Origin of the sequence: Curtobacterium sp. ER1/6 (genome assembly GCF_001742745.1) — a bacterium.
GTDB lineage: Bacteria > Actinomycetota > Actinomycetes > Actinomycetales > Microbacteriaceae > Curtobacterium > Curtobacterium citri.
This window is the reverse complement of the sequence record NZ_MJAK01000009.1, coordinates 1-15,442: the sequence shown is the minus strand read 5'-3', so window position 1 is coordinate 15,442 and position 15,442 is coordinate 1. Positions and strand designations below refer to the sequence as shown.

12 protein-coding genes and 1 tRNA gene are annotated in these 15,442 nt (G+C 73.2%); 4 read left to right on the top strand and 9 right to left on the bottom strand.

Going from position 1 to position 15,442, the window contains the following annotated elements:
• The first annotated feature begins 41 nt into the window (after nucleotides 1-41).
• Both Cus16_RS12835 and Cus16_RS12830 read left to right on the top strand, forming a co-directional pair.
• Complete coding sequence (locus tag Cus16_RS12835; protein WP_069713055.1) at nucleotides 42-821, top strand: trimeric intracellular cation channel family protein; 780 nt, start codon at nucleotides 42-44, stop codon at nucleotides 819-821.
• A 286-nt stretch (nucleotides 822-1,107) separates the two neighbouring features.
• A complete protein-coding gene (locus Cus16_RS12830) occupies nucleotides 1,108-1,716 on the top strand; it encodes a TetR/AcrR family transcriptional regulator (RefSeq protein ID WP_069713054.1) in 609 nt (202 codons plus the stop codon).
• A 144-nt stretch (nucleotides 1,717-1,860) separates the two neighbouring features.
• Here the strand turns inward: Cus16_RS12830 and Cus16_RS12825 are convergent, their stop codons facing one another.
• The 5 genes from Cus16_RS12825 to Cus16_RS12805 form a co-directional block, all read right to left on the bottom strand.
• Nucleotides 1,861-4,209, bottom strand: coding sequence for a transglutaminaseTgpA domain-containing protein (locus Cus16_RS12825; RefSeq protein ID WP_069713053.1), 2,349 nt, complete (start codon nucleotides 4,207-4,209; stop codon nucleotides 1,861-1,863).
• A complete protein-coding gene (locus Cus16_RS12820) occupies nucleotides 4,206-5,537 on the bottom strand; it encodes a DUF58 domain-containing protein (RefSeq protein WP_069713052.1) in 1,332 nt (443 codons plus the stop codon). The genes Cus16_RS12825 and Cus16_RS12820 overlap by 4 nt, the downstream gene beginning before the upstream one ends.
• The gene (locus tag Cus16_RS12815; RefSeq protein WP_223246615.1) at nucleotides 5,537-6,529 is read right to left on the bottom strand and encodes an AAA family ATPase; all 993 of its coding nucleotides are present in this window, start codon (nucleotides 6,527-6,529) and stop codon (nucleotides 5,537-5,539) included. Before Cus16_RS12815 ends, Cus16_RS12820 begins: the two co-directional genes overlap by 1 nt.
• A 189-nt stretch (nucleotides 6,530-6,718) precedes the next feature.
• Complete coding sequence (locus Cus16_RS12810; protein WP_069713050.1) at nucleotides 6,719-7,753, bottom strand: sugar phosphate isomerase/epimerase family protein; 1,035 nt, start codon at nucleotides 7,751-7,753, stop codon at nucleotides 6,719-6,721.
• Nucleotides 7,750-8,979: a Gfo/Idh/MocA family protein gene (locus Cus16_RS12805; protein ID WP_069713049.1), complete on the bottom strand. Its 1,230-nt coding sequence runs from the start codon at nucleotides 8,977-8,979 to the stop codon at nucleotides 7,750-7,752. The genes Cus16_RS12810 and Cus16_RS12805 overlap by 4 nt, the downstream gene beginning before the upstream one ends.
• A gap of 122 nt (nucleotides 8,980-9,101) precedes the next feature.
• Here Cus16_RS12805 and Cus16_RS12800 point away from each other — a divergent pair, with 122 nt between their 5' ends.
• A complete protein-coding gene (locus Cus16_RS12800) occupies nucleotides 9,102-10,103 on the top strand; it encodes a LacI family DNA-binding transcriptional regulator (protein WP_083263957.1) in 1,002 nt (333 codons plus the stop codon).
• A gap of 23 nt (nucleotides 10,104-10,126) precedes the next feature.
• On the opposite strand, the gene Cus16_RS12795 is transcribed toward Cus16_RS12800, so the two are convergent.
• The 4 genes from Cus16_RS12795 to Cus16_RS12780 form a co-directional block, all read right to left on the bottom strand.
• Nucleotides 10,127-11,137: a glycosyl hydrolase family 18 protein gene (locus Cus16_RS12795; protein ID WP_069713047.1), complete on the bottom strand. Its 1,011-nt coding sequence runs from the start codon at nucleotides 11,135-11,137 to the stop codon at nucleotides 10,127-10,129.
• Nucleotides 11,138-11,289: 152 nt separating this feature from the next.
• Nucleotides 11,290-11,379, bottom strand: a tRNA-Ser gene (locus Cus16_RS12790).
• A 317-nt stretch (nucleotides 11,380-11,696) separates the two neighbouring features.
• Nucleotides 11,697-12,371 (bottom strand): GntR family transcriptional regulator, encoded by a 675-nt coding sequence (locus tag Cus16_RS12785; RefSeq protein ID WP_069713046.1) that lies wholly within the window; start codon nucleotides 12,369-12,371, stop codon nucleotides 11,697-11,699.
• Between the two features lie 149 nt (nucleotides 12,372-12,520).
• Nucleotides 12,521-13,969, bottom strand: coding sequence for an MFS transporter (locus tag Cus16_RS12780; RefSeq protein ID WP_317614865.1), 1,449 nt, complete (start codon nucleotides 13,967-13,969; stop codon nucleotides 12,521-12,523).
• Nucleotides 13,970-14,116: 147 nt separating this feature from the next.
• Here Cus16_RS12780 and Cus16_RS12775 point away from each other — a divergent pair, with 147 nt between their 5' ends.
• Nucleotides 14,117-15,316, top strand: a complete 1,200-nt coding sequence (locus tag Cus16_RS12775) for a cobalamin-independent methionine synthase II family protein (protein ID WP_069713045.1) — start codon at nucleotides 14,117-14,119, stop codon at nucleotides 15,314-15,316.
• The last annotated feature ends 126 nt before the right edge of the window (nucleotides 15,317-15,442 follow it).

The window sequence follows — 15,442 nt, the reverse complement described above, 5'->3', positions numbered from 1 at the left end:
GTCGCACCGCCACCTCCGCGACGTGGGGTTTGATTGTTCTCATGAACCTGCTGACCCCCGAGGGCCTGGCGTCGGTCACGAACGTGCTCGACCTCGCCGGCGTCTTCGCCTCGGCCCTGCTCGGCGGTTCGCTCGCCCGCACCATGGAGTTCGACCTGTTCGGGTTCCTCGTCGTCGGCTTCGTCTCCGGACTCGGCGGCGGCATCCTCCGCGACACCCTGCTGCAGAACGGCCCGCCCGTCGCGCTCGTCGACCCTCTCTACCTGCCCGTCGCGATCGCCGGGTCGCTCGTCGCCTTCTTCGTGTCGTTCTCCGAGGTGACGTGGGACCGCCTGTTCACCGTGCTCGACGCGGCGGTCATCGGCTTCTGGTCGGTGGTCGGCGTGCAGCGGACCTTCGACGCGGGCCTCGAGTGGCCGGCCGCGATCATCATGGGCACGGTCACCGCGGTCGGCGGCGGGGCCATGCGCGACCTGCTGCTGCGGCGCGTCCCCGCGGTGTTCGGTGGGAACGCTCTCTACGCCACGGTCGCGGTCGCCGCGTCGGCCGTGATGGTCGTCGCCTCGCACCTCGGCTCCCCCACGATCGGCATCGTCGCCGCCATCGTGCTCTCGCTCGGGCTGCGGTACGGCGCCGTCAAGCGGGGCTGGGGGCTGCCGAACGGTCGCGAGTGGCAGCCGAAGTCGACCCTCGGGTCCCTGCTGCAGCGCGGGCGACGTCTCCGGCCGGACGCGATCCGGCTGCTCCGTCGACCCGGCCGGCGCACCGGACGGGGCAGCGTGCGGAGCGACCGCGACCGCGAGCCGTCCGACGACGCCTGAGCCTGCCTCCGGGACTGTGCTCGGGAGTCCCCACGCGCTACCATCGCTACCGCCGGGTATCCACCCGGTGACCACGTCGACGACCACACCGACACGACCCGAACGTGCCGGTCGGGCCACCGACGTGGCCGGGGGCTTCGCTGGTGCCGCGCGTGTGCGCAGCGCGCGGCGCGGCAGGTCCCCGACGGTCGCACCGCAGCCCGGGGCGCCCGCACCCCGCACGGTCACCCACGTGCGGAGATCGACAGCACGGCACACCACCGCGACGATCAGGGATCAGGACCACATGGACGACGACGCCACCTCCCCCACCGCCAGGACCCCGCGCGCCGAGGTCCGGGAGCGCCTGCTCGCCGCCGGCGCCGACGTGTTCGCCGAGTCCGGTGTGCACGGCGCCCGGCTCGACGACGTCGCCGCCCGCGCCGGGTTCAGCAAGGGCGCCGTCTACTCGAACTTCTCGTCGAAGCAGGACCTCGTCGCCCAGGTCATGCAGCGCTCGACGAACATGGTGCTCGCGTCGCTGCAGGAGGTGGTGCGGGTCGACATCGCGGCCACCGACATCGCCGACGTCGTCCGTGCCGCGTTCGGCGGGCACGACCAGGCCCGGCAGTTCGCGCTGCTCTGCGAGTTCCGCGCCTACGCGACCCGCACGCCGGAGGCGATGCCCGAGTTCGTCCGGCAGCGCCGCGAGCTGCAGGACGGCGTGCTCGACCTCGTGCGGCTCTGGTTCGGGGCGCACCCGGAGGTCGCGCCCGCGATGCCCCTGGAGGACTTCGCGATCCTGCTCGTCGGCGCGAACGTCGGCATCGTGTTCGACGCCCCCGCGCTGCCCGGCGTCCACCCGGGCGACGTCATCGCCGGCATCGTCGACGCGGTGGTGCGCCCGCGGCGCTGACGCGCGCGGGCGCGGGGCGCGCCCGCGGGCCGTGGCCCGCGGCGCCGCCGCACAACGGGAGGCACGTCACGCCACGCGATCTCGTCGCGCGAGGCGCCCCACGTTGTGCGCAGGCACCACGCGCCGCGGGCGCGCCCAGCGCGGCTACGCCGCCCGCCGCCGCCGGCCCTCGTGCGACCACGCGGACGAGGGCAGCAGGCTCGGCGGGAACAGCCGCGACCGCACCACGCGCGCCCGGGGGACGGACGCGTCGAGGGCGACCCGCGCCTCCAGGACGGCTCGTCGGAGCGCGGTCCCGTCCACCGCTGCCGCGCCGTCCGGTGCGAAGCGTTCGACGTCGACGGCGTCGACCACCGTACGCAGGTGCGGCAGCACCGCCGGCGGCAGCGTTCCCGACAGCCGGCCGAGCACCGCGCGGGCCGTCCTGGCCGCGGCGGCCGGGTCGTCCGGTGGCGCGACGCCCGGGGCGTCGCCGTGGTCGGCGACGTCGTCGAGGACCTCCCGCCAGGCCTGCACGGCCGGCGACCGGCCCGCCCGGATCGCCGCCAGCCGCTGCCGGCGACGCATGGCTCGGACCAGCCCCGGTGCGACGAGCACCGCGAGCAGGAGCACGAGCCCGACGAGGACGCCCGCAGGCCCGGCGCCCGGACGGTCGGACGCGGCCGCCGCACCGGGGGCGGCGGATCCCGAGGGCGTCGGGGTGGCCGTCGCCTGGTCGGTCTCGGTCTCGCCGGGAGCGGGGAGCGGGGTCTCGGAGGGCGCGGGTGCCGGGGTCGCCGAGGACTCGGTACCGGCCTGCGCTGCTGCGTCGGAGTTCGGCGTCGGCTCGAAGGACACCCACCCCGCGCCGCGGATGTACAGCTCCGGCCACGAGTGCAGCTGCCGGTTCGACACCGTGTACTCGCCGTCCTCGGTCTGCTCGCTGCTCGCCCGGTAGCCGACGGCGATGCGCGAGGGGATGCCGAGCGAGCGCGCCATGACCGCCATCGACGAGGCGAAGTGCACGCAGTAGCCCTCGCGGACGCGCAGGAACGTGTCGATGACGTCCATGCTGTCGCCGTCGTAGCCCTGCTCCACCGGGGCGGTCTCCGAGTAGGTGAAGAGGTCGCTCCGGAACCACTGCTCGAGTGCCCGCGCCTTGCCGTAGTCGCCCTGCGCACTCCCCGCCACCCGCTCGGCGGTCGTCCTGATGTCCCGCGGCAGGTCCTGCGGCAGGGACAGGTCGGTCCGGAGCTGCGCCGCACTCGGCTGCGAGAACCCGCGGCTGCCCGCGCGTCCGAGGATGCCGGACGCGGCGATCGCGTCGAGGTACTCACCGGAGGACGTCGACGCGCCGAAGACCTCGTAGGTGGAGCCGCGCTGGGTCGTGGGGCCGGTCGACCGGATCGTGTTCGAGTCCCCCATCCACCGCCACCGGGCCAGGTCCAGGTTCGTGGACTGCGACTCGACGGACACGGCACCCGCGGGCACCGGCAGGTAGTTGCTCGACAGGCCGGTGACCCGGACGGTCAGGTCGCCCCGGCTCGCCAGGCGTGGGTTCACCCCGACGGCCCACTGCTGCTGGTCGGCGGTGTCCGACGTGCTCGCGTCCGTCACGGTCGGCACCCAGTCGCCGGTGCCGAACTCGTCGAGGTCGGCGAGCTTGAGGTACTCCGGCTGCCCGTCGGCGGTGCGGTACCGCAGCACCTCGAGCTCGTTCGGCTGTCGCAGGTCCCGCCCGAGCTCGAGCAGGGTGCCGGGACGGCCGGGCTGGATCGGCGACTGCAGCGACCCGGTGACCCCCGACAGCCAGCTCGCGTTGAGCGGCACGAGGGCGGGCAGCCCGACGGCGACGACGAGCCCGACCGCGCCGACCACCGTCGCGGGGAACGCCCGTTGGACCGGTCGCACCGACAGCCAGAGGAGCCCGAGGAACGCGGCCCCGACCAGGACCACGAGGACGGCCGGGGCCGGCTGACCGGTGACGACACCGGGCACGATGAGCACCACCAGGGCGGGCACCGCGGCCAGTGCCACGGTCGGCGCCACGGCGGCGAGGAAGAGCGACACCCCGGCCACCCAGCCGATCGCGACGGTGACGACGAGCCGGACGGCGTCGGTCTGGAGCAGCGGTGCCGGGTTGAGCCGGATCGCCGCGAGTGCCTCGCCGAGCGCGCCCCCGCGGTCGAGCCAGCCGAGCGGGTGCACGTCGTTCACGACCGCCGCGACGCAGGACCCGAGCACGAGGGTCGTGACGAGGGCGATGAACCGCACGCCGGGCGCCCGCCGGCGGACGGCGAGCACGACCCCGACGAGCACGGCGGTGAAGACCACGCCGGAGACCCACCAGAGGGTGCCCTGCACGAGCGGCCGCATGGACAGGGCGGCGATGAGCACGGGCAGTGGCGCGAGGGCCACGACCCAGGGGCTCGGGACGTCCGACCGCTCGGTGGGGCGGTCGTCCGCCGGCGGGCGGGAGCCGGCACGGACCCGCTCGGTCGTCGAGGCGCTCACCGCGTGCTCCCCGGGTTCTGCGCCCCGGCGACCGGCACCACGAGCGTGCGCCAGCCGGCCCGGTCGAGGATGCCGCGCACCACCGGGTCCGGCGGCACGACGGTCGCGAGGATGCCGCGGCTCGACCCGCTCGTCGCGGTGACGAGCTCGGCGGCCTGCTCGACGGTGCAGCGGCCGGTGACGACGGCGGTCATGCCGTGCACGTCGCGTCCCCGCACCTCGGGCAGGACCTCGGTCACGGGTCGGGCGTCGGAGCGCACGCGGACGTCGGCGAGTCCGACGAGCACGTCGGTCAGGCTGCCGGCGTCGCCGGTGTGCCGGGAGGCGCCCGTCGCGTCGTCGCTGACGAGCACCACGCGCGAGGTCCGCGCGCTCAGCGCCCGTGCCACGCTCGCCGCCACGACGACGGCGTGCTCGAACGCGGCGTCGCCACCGAGGTCGGACAGCTCGGCGAGGTCGTCGCGCCCGAGCGCCTGGTACGACTCCCGCCGGACGTCGATCGCGATGACGGCCTCCGGAGGCTGTGCCTGCGTGGTCTGCCGGACGTGGAGTTCGCCGCGTCGGGCGCTCTGGGCCCAGTGCACGCGGCGGATCGGGTCGCCCTGCCGGTACGGACGGAGCTCGCTGTCGTCGGCGGAGCCGCCCTGCCCGACGCGGCCCTCGTCCGCGGACACGGCGCCGGCGAGCGCCCCCGTGTCGATGGCGGTGAGGGTCGTGGACGCCGGGACGACGACGACCTCCTCCGCGGGGACGACGGGACGGTCGATGCGCAGCAGGCCGAAGGGGTCCTCGACGCGGATCGTCACCGGACCGACGAGGGTCCGGCCACGGTGCATCGCGAGCGCCTCGACGTCGAGGACCGCCGGGGGCTCGTGGGGTCCGACGAGCGCGTACGTCTCGGCGTCGGACACGCTCGCGAAGGCGTCCTCGAGCCGTTCGCGGACGAGCAGCGTCGTCCGCGGCCCGATCGGCAACGAGGTGCCGCGCAGCGTGATCCGTTCGCGGTACACCTCACCGACCTGCACGACGGCGCGCGCGGTCGTCCGGGTGGCACGGAGCGGGGCGGCCACCACGAGCGCCATGACGACGCCGAGCAGCAGGAGGACGAGCAGGAGCAGCCCGGCGGAGACGGCGATGCTGGTCGTGGCGACGAGCCCACCGCCCACCAGCGCGATCCCCGAGCCGAGCACGGTCCAGCCGCGGGCGGTCGGTCGCGGGAAGGGGGTCCGCCGCAGCAGCCCGGCGGCGCGTCGGCCGTACCGGACCGCCCACGACCGCACCGCGCCGGTCCGCAGCGCGAGCGTCGAGGGCCCTCCGCCGTCGGACATCAGGACCGGACGGCAGCCGCGGCGAACGGCACGGCGGTGTCGGAGACGATCCGGACCACCACGTCGCGCGCGGTGTCCTCCGTCCCGCCGCCGAGGCCGCGGGCGACCGGGACGAGGCGGTGGGCGAGGATCACCGGCGCGAGGCGGGCGACGTCGTCGGGGGTGACGAACGGGCGGCCGAGCAGTGCGGCGTGCGCGCGGGCGGCCTGCGCGAGGTGCAGCGTCGCACGCGGGCTCGCACCGAGCGTCAGGTCGGGGTGGGAGCGGGTGGCGCGGACGATCGCGACGATGTACGCCTCGACGTCGGGTGCGACGTGCACGCCCCGGACGGTCTGCACGATCGCGCGCAGGGTCTGCACGTCGACGATCGGCCGCAGCGCCGACAGCGGGTCGCGGACACCGCGGTCGGCGAGCATCTGGCGCTCGGCGTCGGCGCTCGGGTAGCCCATCGTGATGCGCGCCATGAAGCGGTCGCGCTGCGCCTCGGGCAGCGGGTAGGTGCCCTCCATGTCGATCGGGTTCTGCGTCGCCACGATCATGAACGGCGCCTCGAGCGGCCGGGTCACGCCGTCGACGGTGACCTGCGACTCGGCCATCGCCTCGAGCAGGGCCGACTGGGTCTTCGGGCTGGTGCGGTTGATCTCGTCGCCGATGACGACGTTGGCGAACACCGGTCCGGGCGAGAACCGGAAGGTTCCGGAGGACTGGTCGTAGATGTTCACGCCGGTCACGTCGGACGGCAGCATGTCGGACGTGAACTGGATGCGGTTGACCGAGCCGCCGACCGAGGCACCGAGCGCCTTCGCGAGCACGGTCTTGCCGACGCCGGGCACGTCCTCGACGAGCAGGTGCCCCTCGGCGAGCATGACCGTGAAGGCGGTGCGGATCGCGTCGACCTTGCCGTCCACCACGGTGGAGACCGCCGCCACGACGTCGTCGCCGACCGCTCGGACGCGCTCGATCGGGAAGGGCTGGTCGGTGGGGTCCTGCACGCAGGCCTCCTCGTCTCGGGACAGGTGTCGTGCATGCTACAACGGCGCGGTGACAGGGACCGGAGGATGCGTCACCCGTCATCCGGAAGGCACACTGCGGGCCTCGCCACGCGCCGCGGTCGCGCCCCGACGACGGACGGGAGGCGCGGTGCGGGCCCGCACCGCGCCTCCCGTCCGGGGACCGTCACGTCAGGACGCGGGGTCGCCGACCGGGGTCGCACCGTCCGCCGCGACACGCGCCGCCTCGGCGGCGAGCAGCACCGCCGCGGCGACGGCGACGCCCTCCTCGCGCCCGAGCTCGGTGTCCTCGTGCTCGATGTTGACGAGCATCTCCGGGTCGACGTCGTGGAGTGCCTGCAGGAACGCTGTCCAGTACTCGGTCGGGTGCCCCTTGCCGAGCGCGACGAAGTCCCACGACGACGGTGACGGCCACGCGTTCGCCCACTCGTCGCCGCCGAGGTTCGTGCGCGGCTCGTCCGGCGAGAGCCGGCGGAAGGAGTTGTCGAGCACGCCGTTGAGCGCCACCGACGGGTTCACCCGCACGTCCTTCGCCGCGGCGTGGACGACCAGCGGCCCGAGCTCGCGGACCACCGCGACCGGGTCCATCTGCTGCCAGAAGAGGTGGGACGCGTCGAGTTCCACGCCGATGTTGGTCAGGCCACCGCGGTCGACGAGCTCGCGGATCGTCGCGACGTTGAACACGAGGTTCTGCGGGTGCAGCTCGAGCGCGACCCGCACCCCGTGCTCCCGGGCGAGCGCGTCGATCTCCTGCCAGAACGGCACGGCCACGTCCCACTGGTGCTCGAGGACGTCGAGGGCCGCGGAGTTCCACGCGTTCACGATCCAGTTCGGGCGCGTGCCGCCCGGCTCACCGGCGGGCAGGCCCGACATGGTGACGACCCGGGTCTGGCCGAGGCGTGCGGCGAGGCGGATGCTGCGCCGGACGTCCTCGGCGTGCGCCGGCCCGATCGCGGGGTCCGGGTGCAGCGGGTTGCCGTTGCAGTTGAGCCCGGCGATCGAGACGCCGGTCCCCGCGAACTGCGCGACGAACGCGTCGCGGGCCTCGTCGTCCTCGAGGATCGCGTCGACGTCGGGCACGTGCACGGGCGGCAGGAACCCGCCGGTGTTCAGCTCGATGCCGGTGAGGCCGTTCGCCGCGACCACGGCGAGGGCGTCTGCGAGCGGTCGGTCGTGGAGGATCGCGTCGTACAGTCCGAGCTTCATGCGTCCTGCTCCCGGGTGCTCGTGGGGACGGTGCTGGTGGGGACGGTGACGGCCGTGCCTCCGTCGGCGGCGGAGCGTGCCACCGCGTCGAGGACCTCCATGTTGTGGACGCCGTCGTCGAAGGTCGCGTTGCGGGGCAGCGGGTCCGCGACACCGGCGACCTCGTCGAGGAACGCGCGCGCCTGGTACTCGAACATCTGGTTCTGGCCCCAGCCGACGCCCGGGGCGTCCATCGCCATGCCACCGGCGACGTAGGGGTGGTCCGGGCCGAGCACGACCTGGCGGTACCCACCCGTGCGCGATCCGTCGGCCTGCAGCGCGAGGCCGATCTCCGACGGGCGCTCCTGGTCCCAGCGCGCGGCGCCGTGCTCGCAGAACACCTCGACCACGAGACCGTTCGGGTGGCTGGTCGCGACCCGCGAGACCTCGAGCGACCCGACGACGGAACCGTCGCCGAAGCGCGCCGAGAACGTGGCGTAGTCGTCGTTCTCCACCGCGACCCGTTCGCCGGTCAGCGGGACGTCCTGCCCGCGCAGGGCGAACCCGGCGGCGACCGGCCGCTTGGTGACGGCGGTGGTGAAGGTCCCGCCGCTGACGCTGACCACCGGACCGGCGAGGAACTCCGCGACGTACGTCAGGTGCGAGCCGACGTCCGCGAGTGCACCCGTCCCGGGGGCACCGGCGAAGCGCCAGGAGGTCGGGACGTCCGGTGAGGCGCCGTAGTCGGTCCAGTACCGGCCGGAGACGTGCAGCACCCGGCCGAGCGTGCCGTCCCCGACGAGCTCGGCGATCGCGGCGAGCCCGGGTGCACGGCGGTAGGTGAACCCGGTGCGGGCGACGAGCCCGCGACCGGCGGCACGTCGGGCGGCGTCGGCCATCGCGCGGGCGTCCTCGAGCGAGTCGGACAGGGGCTTCTCGCACAGCACGTGCTTGCCCGCGTCGAGCAGTCCCTCGACGACCTCGCGGTGCAGGTGGTTGGCGACGACGACGCTGACGACGTCGACGTCGTCCGCAGCGGCGACCGCCCGCCAGTCGGTGTCGTGCCGCTCGTAGCCGAAGCGTCGCGCGGACTCGTCGGCGACGGGCTCGTACGCGTCGCACACCGAGACGAGCCGCACGGGCGGCAGGGTGGGTGCGAAGAGGGACGGTGCGTTGCGCCACGCTGCCGCGTGTGCCTTCCCCGCCATGCCGGCGCCGATGACGGCGACGCCGATGCTGTCGACCATGCGTGCTCTCCTTCGAGACGTGAGGTGCATTATGGAACGTTCCAGAACGCACTAGACTGTACCCGTCTCACGCCATGTCCTGTCAAGCACCTGGTTCCCCCGACGTCCGATCGGAGTCGCCCGTGTCCCACCGCCCGCCGACGATCATCGACGTCGCCGCCCGTGCCGGGGTCTCGAAGTCGCTCGTGTCGATGGTGCTGCGCGACGACCCCGGTGTCTCCGCCGCCCGCCGCACCGCCGTGCTCGCCGCCGTCGCGGAGCTCGGCTACCGGCCGAACCGCGCCGCCGCGATCCTGGCGGGCACGCGGACCCGCACGATCGGCGTCGTGGTCGACGACTTCCGGAACCCGTGGTTCGTCCCGATGCTCGACGGCGTCCGGACCGCGCTCGCACCGCACGGGCTCCGGCTCACCGTGGCGGACACGCAGGCGAACGCGCACCTCGGCACCTCGCCGCTCGACGACCTGCTCGCGCTCCGCGTCGACGGCGTCGTCCTGGCCGCCGAGGGATCCGCCGACACCGTCGTCCCGCAGGACACCCCGGTGGTCGTCGCGGGCGAGCGGGCGACGGTGCCGCCGGGTCTCGACGTGGTCGCTTCCGACGAGGCCGCGGGCGGCCGACTGGCAACCGAGCACCTGCTGTCGCTCGGGCACCGGCGCATCGTCCACGTCACCGGGTCGGGAGGCCCGGCTGCCGCCCGGCGCGCGGCCGCCGTCGAGCGGATGGTCGCCGCGGGGGCCGTCCCGCTCGTGGTCGGCGACGGTCCGACCGACGAGTCCACCGGGTACGAGGGGACGCGGCGCGCGCTCGCGGAGCACCCCGGGACGACCGCGGTCTTCGCCGCGAACGACGTCATGGCGATGGGCGCGATCGCCGCGGTGCGGGACGCCGGCCTCCGGGTCCCCGAGGACGTGTCGGTGATCGGGAACGACGAGACCCCGCTGGCGTCGTCACCCCTGGTCCGGCTCACGACCGTCGACCCGCACAACGACGAGGTCGGGCGGCTCGCGGTCGAGCGACTGGTGTCGCTGATCGGCGGTCCGACGGCCGGGCCCGCACCGACGCGGACCCTCGTGCAGCCGTCGCTCGTGGTGCGCTCGACGACGGCGCCGCCGCGGGCCTGAGGCGACCCGGCACCGTGCTGCCGTCAGGCGGGCAGCGCCTGCGTGCCGAGCGACCAGTACGCGACCCCGTGCAGCCCGAGGTCCCGCGCCAGCGCCACCCGCGCCCGGTACGACCGGGCGTCCGACCAGTGCAGCTCGCGGCCGTCGGCGAGCGTCGCGGACCACTCCCCCGTCCGCTCCGACCACCGCGCAGCGTCGCCGGCGAGGTCGCGTGCTCGTGCGGGCGACACCTGGCCCGCGTCGTCGGAGCCCTCGTCGGCGCCCCACACGTACCCGTAGCCGGCGATGCCGAGGTCGATCCGGTCCGCCGACAGCCCCTCGCGCTCAGCCGTCCCGACGACCCGCTGCGCCCAGGACAGCGCGCCGATCGTGCCCGGCTCGCTCCACGGGCCGTGCTCGTCGTACGTCATGAGGACGAACCGGTCGACGTGTTCCGCGAGAGCGCGGAGGTCGTAGCCGGTGTCCCGGAAGCCGGACGCCGACGTTGAGGCCATCACGGCCATCGAGACCTCGGCGTCGTCCCCGAGCTCGTCGTGCACGGCTGCCTCGAGTGCTGCGGCGAAGGCGACGAGTCCGGCGCGGTCCTGCGCGCGCAGGGACTCGAGGTCGATCTGCACGCCGTCGAGGTGATGCTCCGCAGCGAGGGCGGCGAGCTCGTGGGCGACGTGCTCGCGGGCGTCCGGGTCGCCGAGCAGCGCCGTGCCGGTCTCCGGGGAGAAGTCACCGAGCGACTCGGAGTAGTTGCTGACGAGCAGTTCGGTGCCGGCACTGCCAGCGGCCGCGGCACGGGTCAGTTCGTCGGTGCCCTCGGGCAGCGGGTGCAGTGCGGCACCGTCGTCCGTCAGGGTGACACCGTCGATGCCGATCGTCGCGGCGAGCTCGGTCGCGGCGGTCACCCGGGCGGCGAGTCCGTCCCCGGGTTCGGCGTACGCCTCCACCACGGGGCGGGACGACCCGGTCGCTCCGACACACCCGGTGAGCGACACACTCGCCAGCACGAGGACGGCGGCGGTGAGGACGGATCGGCGGAGCACCCGGCAACGGTAGCCGACCGGTGCGACGGGGCTGCGACGACGAACCCGGGACGACGAGCCGGGTATGACGAGCCGGGTATGACGAGCCCGGCACGACGAGCCCGGCACGAACGAAGAGACCCCCGCGCGGGGCGGGGGTCTCGTCGTTCGTGCGGAGACGGAGGGATTTGAACCCTCGGTCCCCTCAAAGGGGACTCCACCTTAGCAGGGTGGTGCACTCGGCCGAACTATGCGACGTCTCCATGCGCTCTCGCGAACGCAGGTCCCACCATACAGGAGGACCGGCCTCCGCTCGACCTCAGCCACCGCCGAGTTCCGACTCGGGCCGACTCGCGATGCTCGGTCCCCTGAAGTGGGGACATCTGGGGGTTGTCGAGCCGTACCCCGACGCCTAGCATCATCGGGACGCGGCGATCACATTCCGGGGGTCCTCCCCCGCAGTCGCGACACAGCACCAGACGTCGTCCCCTCCTGCCGAGCCCGGCGCGCCCGATCGCGATGCGCTCGTGCGGGGACGACCAGGGGGCGCGGACCCGGTCCGCGCCCCCGCTCTGGGTCTTCAGGCAGCCGAACGGAACCGGTCGGGCAGCGCGATGAGGTCGTCGGCGAGCCCCACGAGTTCCGCGGCACAGGAGTCGAGCTGCCCGAGCTCCGCAGCGGCCGCGGCACGCTCGACCTGCTGCACCCGCGCACGGCGCCCCACGACCGCATCGATGCCGTTGGCCACCGCGACGTCGTCCGTGAAGAACGCGTCGAGCACCGGACGCTGCGCGACGAGCCAGTCCGAACTCACCACCGCCCCTCGGCGCCGCAGGTACCAGGCACCGAGCTCGACGAGTGCGCCCGCCTCGGTCAGGCACGACCGCAGCCGCTGTGCGTCGAAGGGCTCCTCGACACCCGGCCCACCGACGGCGGGCTCCGCGATCATGGCCCGAGCCACCCGCAGCCGTTCCACCATCTGCCCGACCGACCACGGCGCCACCACGACACCGACGTACCGCTGCACGCTCACGAGCCGGAGGGCCTCGAGCGGCACGAGCGCTTCGCGCACCGGCGTCCGCGACACCTGCATGTCCTCGGCGATGTCGTCGAGGCGCAACCGCTGCCCCCGCCGGTACACACCGCGCAGGACGTTCTCGAGCAGCTTGAGGAAGACAGCATCGCGCAGCAGGCTGCGTCGGATGCCCTGCGGGTCGGGGACCCGGCCCGTGACCGGGGACGATGCGCGATCCATCCAGCCAGGCTCACGCATCGGTGCCACCGAGCGGTCCGTGGACGGGCGACCGGTGGACCGCTCCGGTCGGTGTCGGAGTGTGGAGGAGTGCCATGCCGACACCCTCCCAAGCGGAGGGTGTCGGCCCAGAACATTTCGTGTACGAAGTGTTACTTCTTGCTGGCCTCGGTGAGCACGGACAGCGGTTGCGTGATGTCCTCGAGGCCCTTGCGTGCCGCGTCGACGCCGAAGATCAGCGCGATGACGCCACCGACGATCATCACCCCGGAGCCGAGCAGGTACCCCCAGAACAGCGGCTCCCGCGACGAACCGTCCCCGATGAACGCTCCGTAGATGGTCGGCGCGACGGCACCGAAGATCTGCGCGAGCGCGAAGAAGTACGAGATGGCCTGCGACCGGAGCTCGAGCGGGAAGATCTCGCTGACGGTGAGGTAGGCACTCGACGCCCCCGCGGAGGCGAAGAAGAACGAGACGCACCAGAACACGACCTGGACGGTGGCGCTGATCGCGTCGGCCCGGAAGAGGAACGCCGACGTCGCCAGCACCAGCCCCGACACTAGGTAGGTCAGGAAGATCATCTGCCGACGGCCCCACGTGTCGAAGAACCGCCCGAGGATGATCGGCCCGAGCAGGTTGCCGATCGCGAAGGGGAAGAAGTAGATCGACGTCTCCGAGGTCTTCAACCCGAAGAAGTTGGTGAGGACGAGGGCGTACGTGAAGAAGATCGCGTTGTAGAGGAACGCCTGCGTGATCATCATCGTCGCGCCGACCAGCGTCCGGGTCGGGTACTGCTTGAGCAGCACGCGCGCGATGGTCAGGAAGCCGACCTTGTCGAGCGGCGTGACGGTCATGGCCTTCGAGTCGTCGACGTCGGGCAGCCGGTGGCCGGTGGACTTCTCGACCGACTCCTCGATCTGGGAGACGGTCCGCTCGGCCTCGTCCTCGCGGCCGTGCGTCATGAGCCACCGGGGACTCTCCGGGATGTGGCGTCGGAGGAAGATGATCGCGATGCCGAGCACCGGGCCGAGGAAGAACCCGATCCGCCACCCGATGTTCTCCGCGAAGATCGAGGTGTCGAGCAGGTAGATGTTCGCGAAGGCGCCGAGGGCGGCACCGCCCCAGTAGGTCCCGTTGATCGCGATGTCGACGTGACCGCGGTACTTCGAGGGGATCAGCTCGTCGATCGCGGAGTTGATCGCCGCGTACTCACCGCCGATGCCGAGGCCGGCGACGAAGCGGAAGGCCGCCAGGAACCAGAAGTCCTGCGCGAAGCCGGCGATGCCCGAGCCGATCAGGTAGATCGCGAGCGTGAGGATGAACAGCTTCCGTCGACCGAGGCGGTCGGACAGCCGCCCGAACACGAGCGCTCCGATGACCTGACCGAACAGGTAGATGGTGCCGAGGTACGTGACCTGCTGGGTCGAGAGTCCGAGGTCCGCCTGGAACCCGGCGTTCGAGACGATCTGGATCTCGAGGCCGTCGAGGATCCAGGACACCCCCAACCCCACCACCACGCTCCAGTGGAACCTCGTCCACGGCATCCGGTCCATCCTGGCGGGCACCAGGCTCTTGATCGCCCCGTTCGTCGTGCTGCTCACGAGAGCGGACCGTACTCCGGGGATTCCAGGCAGGTTCCCAGTAGCAGCGCAGCTTTACGGTCTCACAGGTTCAGGAACCTGCTGTAGAGATGGACGCGAGACGTCACGACTGCGCGACCACGCGCCTCCCGTCGGTACCGTGGCGGGGTGCCGCTCCAGAACTCGACCGACCGCATCCTGACCACCCACACCGGGTCGCTCCCCCGGACGCCCGAGCTCACCGCGCTCCTGGTCGCCCGCGACCAGGGGAAGCCGTACGACGCCGATGCACTCCGCGAGGAGACCGCCGCCGTGCTCGCACGGACGGTCGACGCGCAGCTCGACGCCGGCATCGACGTGGTGAACGACGGCGAGGTGCCCCGCGTCGGCTTCTCGACCTACATCCGTGAGCGCCTGTCCGGCTTCGGCGGGACGGGCCACCGGAAGCCGACGCTCGACTCCGTGAAGTTCCCCGAGTACGCCGCGTTCCAGGCGCGTCAGATCGACGAGGGCGCCGAGTTCGCACGCGTCTGGGACACCCCGGTCGCGCAGGGACTGCTCGAGTACGACCAGGAGCGCGCCGGCATCCGCGAGGACCTCGACGGCTTCGAGCGCGAGCTCGCGCGGAACGCCGCCGCGGGCCGGACCCCGGCGGGCACCTTCCTCTCCGCCGCGACCCCGGGCATCGTCGCGACGACCCTGCTGCTCGACGAGCAGAACCCGCACTACCGCGACCACCGAGAGTACGTCTTCGCGCTCGCCGAGCAGCTCCGCGTCGAGTACGAGGAGATCGTCGCCCGCGGCCACGTCCTGCAGCTCGACGCCCCCGACCTCGCGATGGAACGTGTGATCCACTTCGGCGACGCACCCCTCGACGAGTTCCTGGCCGCCGTGGACCTGCACGTCGACGCGCTCAACCACGCGCTGCGGAACATCCCGAAGGAACGGACGCGCCTGCACGTCTGCTACGGCAACTGGCAGGGCCCGCACCAGGACGACGTGCCGGTCGACGTGCTGCTGCCGCACCTGTACCGCGCGGAGGTCGGGTCCTTCAGCATCCCGTTCGGCAACCCGCGGCACGCGCACGAGTTCCCCGCGTTCCGCGACCTGCCGCTCCCCGAGGACGCCGTGCTCGTGCCCGGGGTGATCGACGTGACGACGAACTACCTCGAGCACCCGCAGCTCGTCGCGAACCGCATCGTCGAGGCCGCCGAGGCCGTGGGCGACCCGACCCGCATCGTCGCCGGCACCGACTGCGGCCTGGCGACCTTCGCGAGCTACGAGTTCGTGGCGTCGGACGTCGCGTGGGCGAAGCTCCGCGCGCTGACCGAGGGTGCCGAGATCGCGAGCCGTCGCCTGTTCGGCTGAGCCGGGGGCGTCTGTGCGAGACGCCCACTGCGCGGCGAGACGCCGCCAGATCCGGCGGCGTCTGGGGACGACGACGGCGTCTCGCTGACGCGGGAGCGGCGGACGGGAGGCCCGTGGCGGGGCCCG

Bases quoted from the DNA above. Each gene is read 5' to 3' on its own strand.
- Cus16_RS12820 (WP_069713052.1), bottom strand. From the start codon at position 5,537: ATGTCCGACGGCGGAGGGCCCTCGACGCTCGCGCTGCGGACCGGCGCG.
- Cus16_RS12785 (WP_069713046.1), bottom strand. From the start codon at position 12,371: ATGGATCGCGCATCGTCCCCGGTCACGGGCCGGGTCCCCGACCCGCAG.
- Cus16_RS12830 (WP_069713054.1), top strand. From the start codon at position 1,108: ATGGACGACGACGCCACCTCCCCCACCGCCAGGACCCCGCGCGCCGAG.
- Cus16_RS12810 (WP_069713050.1), bottom strand. From the start codon at position 7,753: ATGAAGCTCGGACTGTACGACGCGATCCTCCACGACCGACCGCTCGCA.
- Cus16_RS12805 (WP_069713049.1), bottom strand. From the start codon at position 8,979: ATGGTCGACAGCATCGGCGTCGCCGTCATCGGCGCCGGCATGGCGGGG.
- Cus16_RS12835 (WP_069713055.1), top strand. From the start codon at position 42: ATGAACCTGCTGACCCCCGAGGGCCTGGCGTCGGTCACGAACGTGCTC.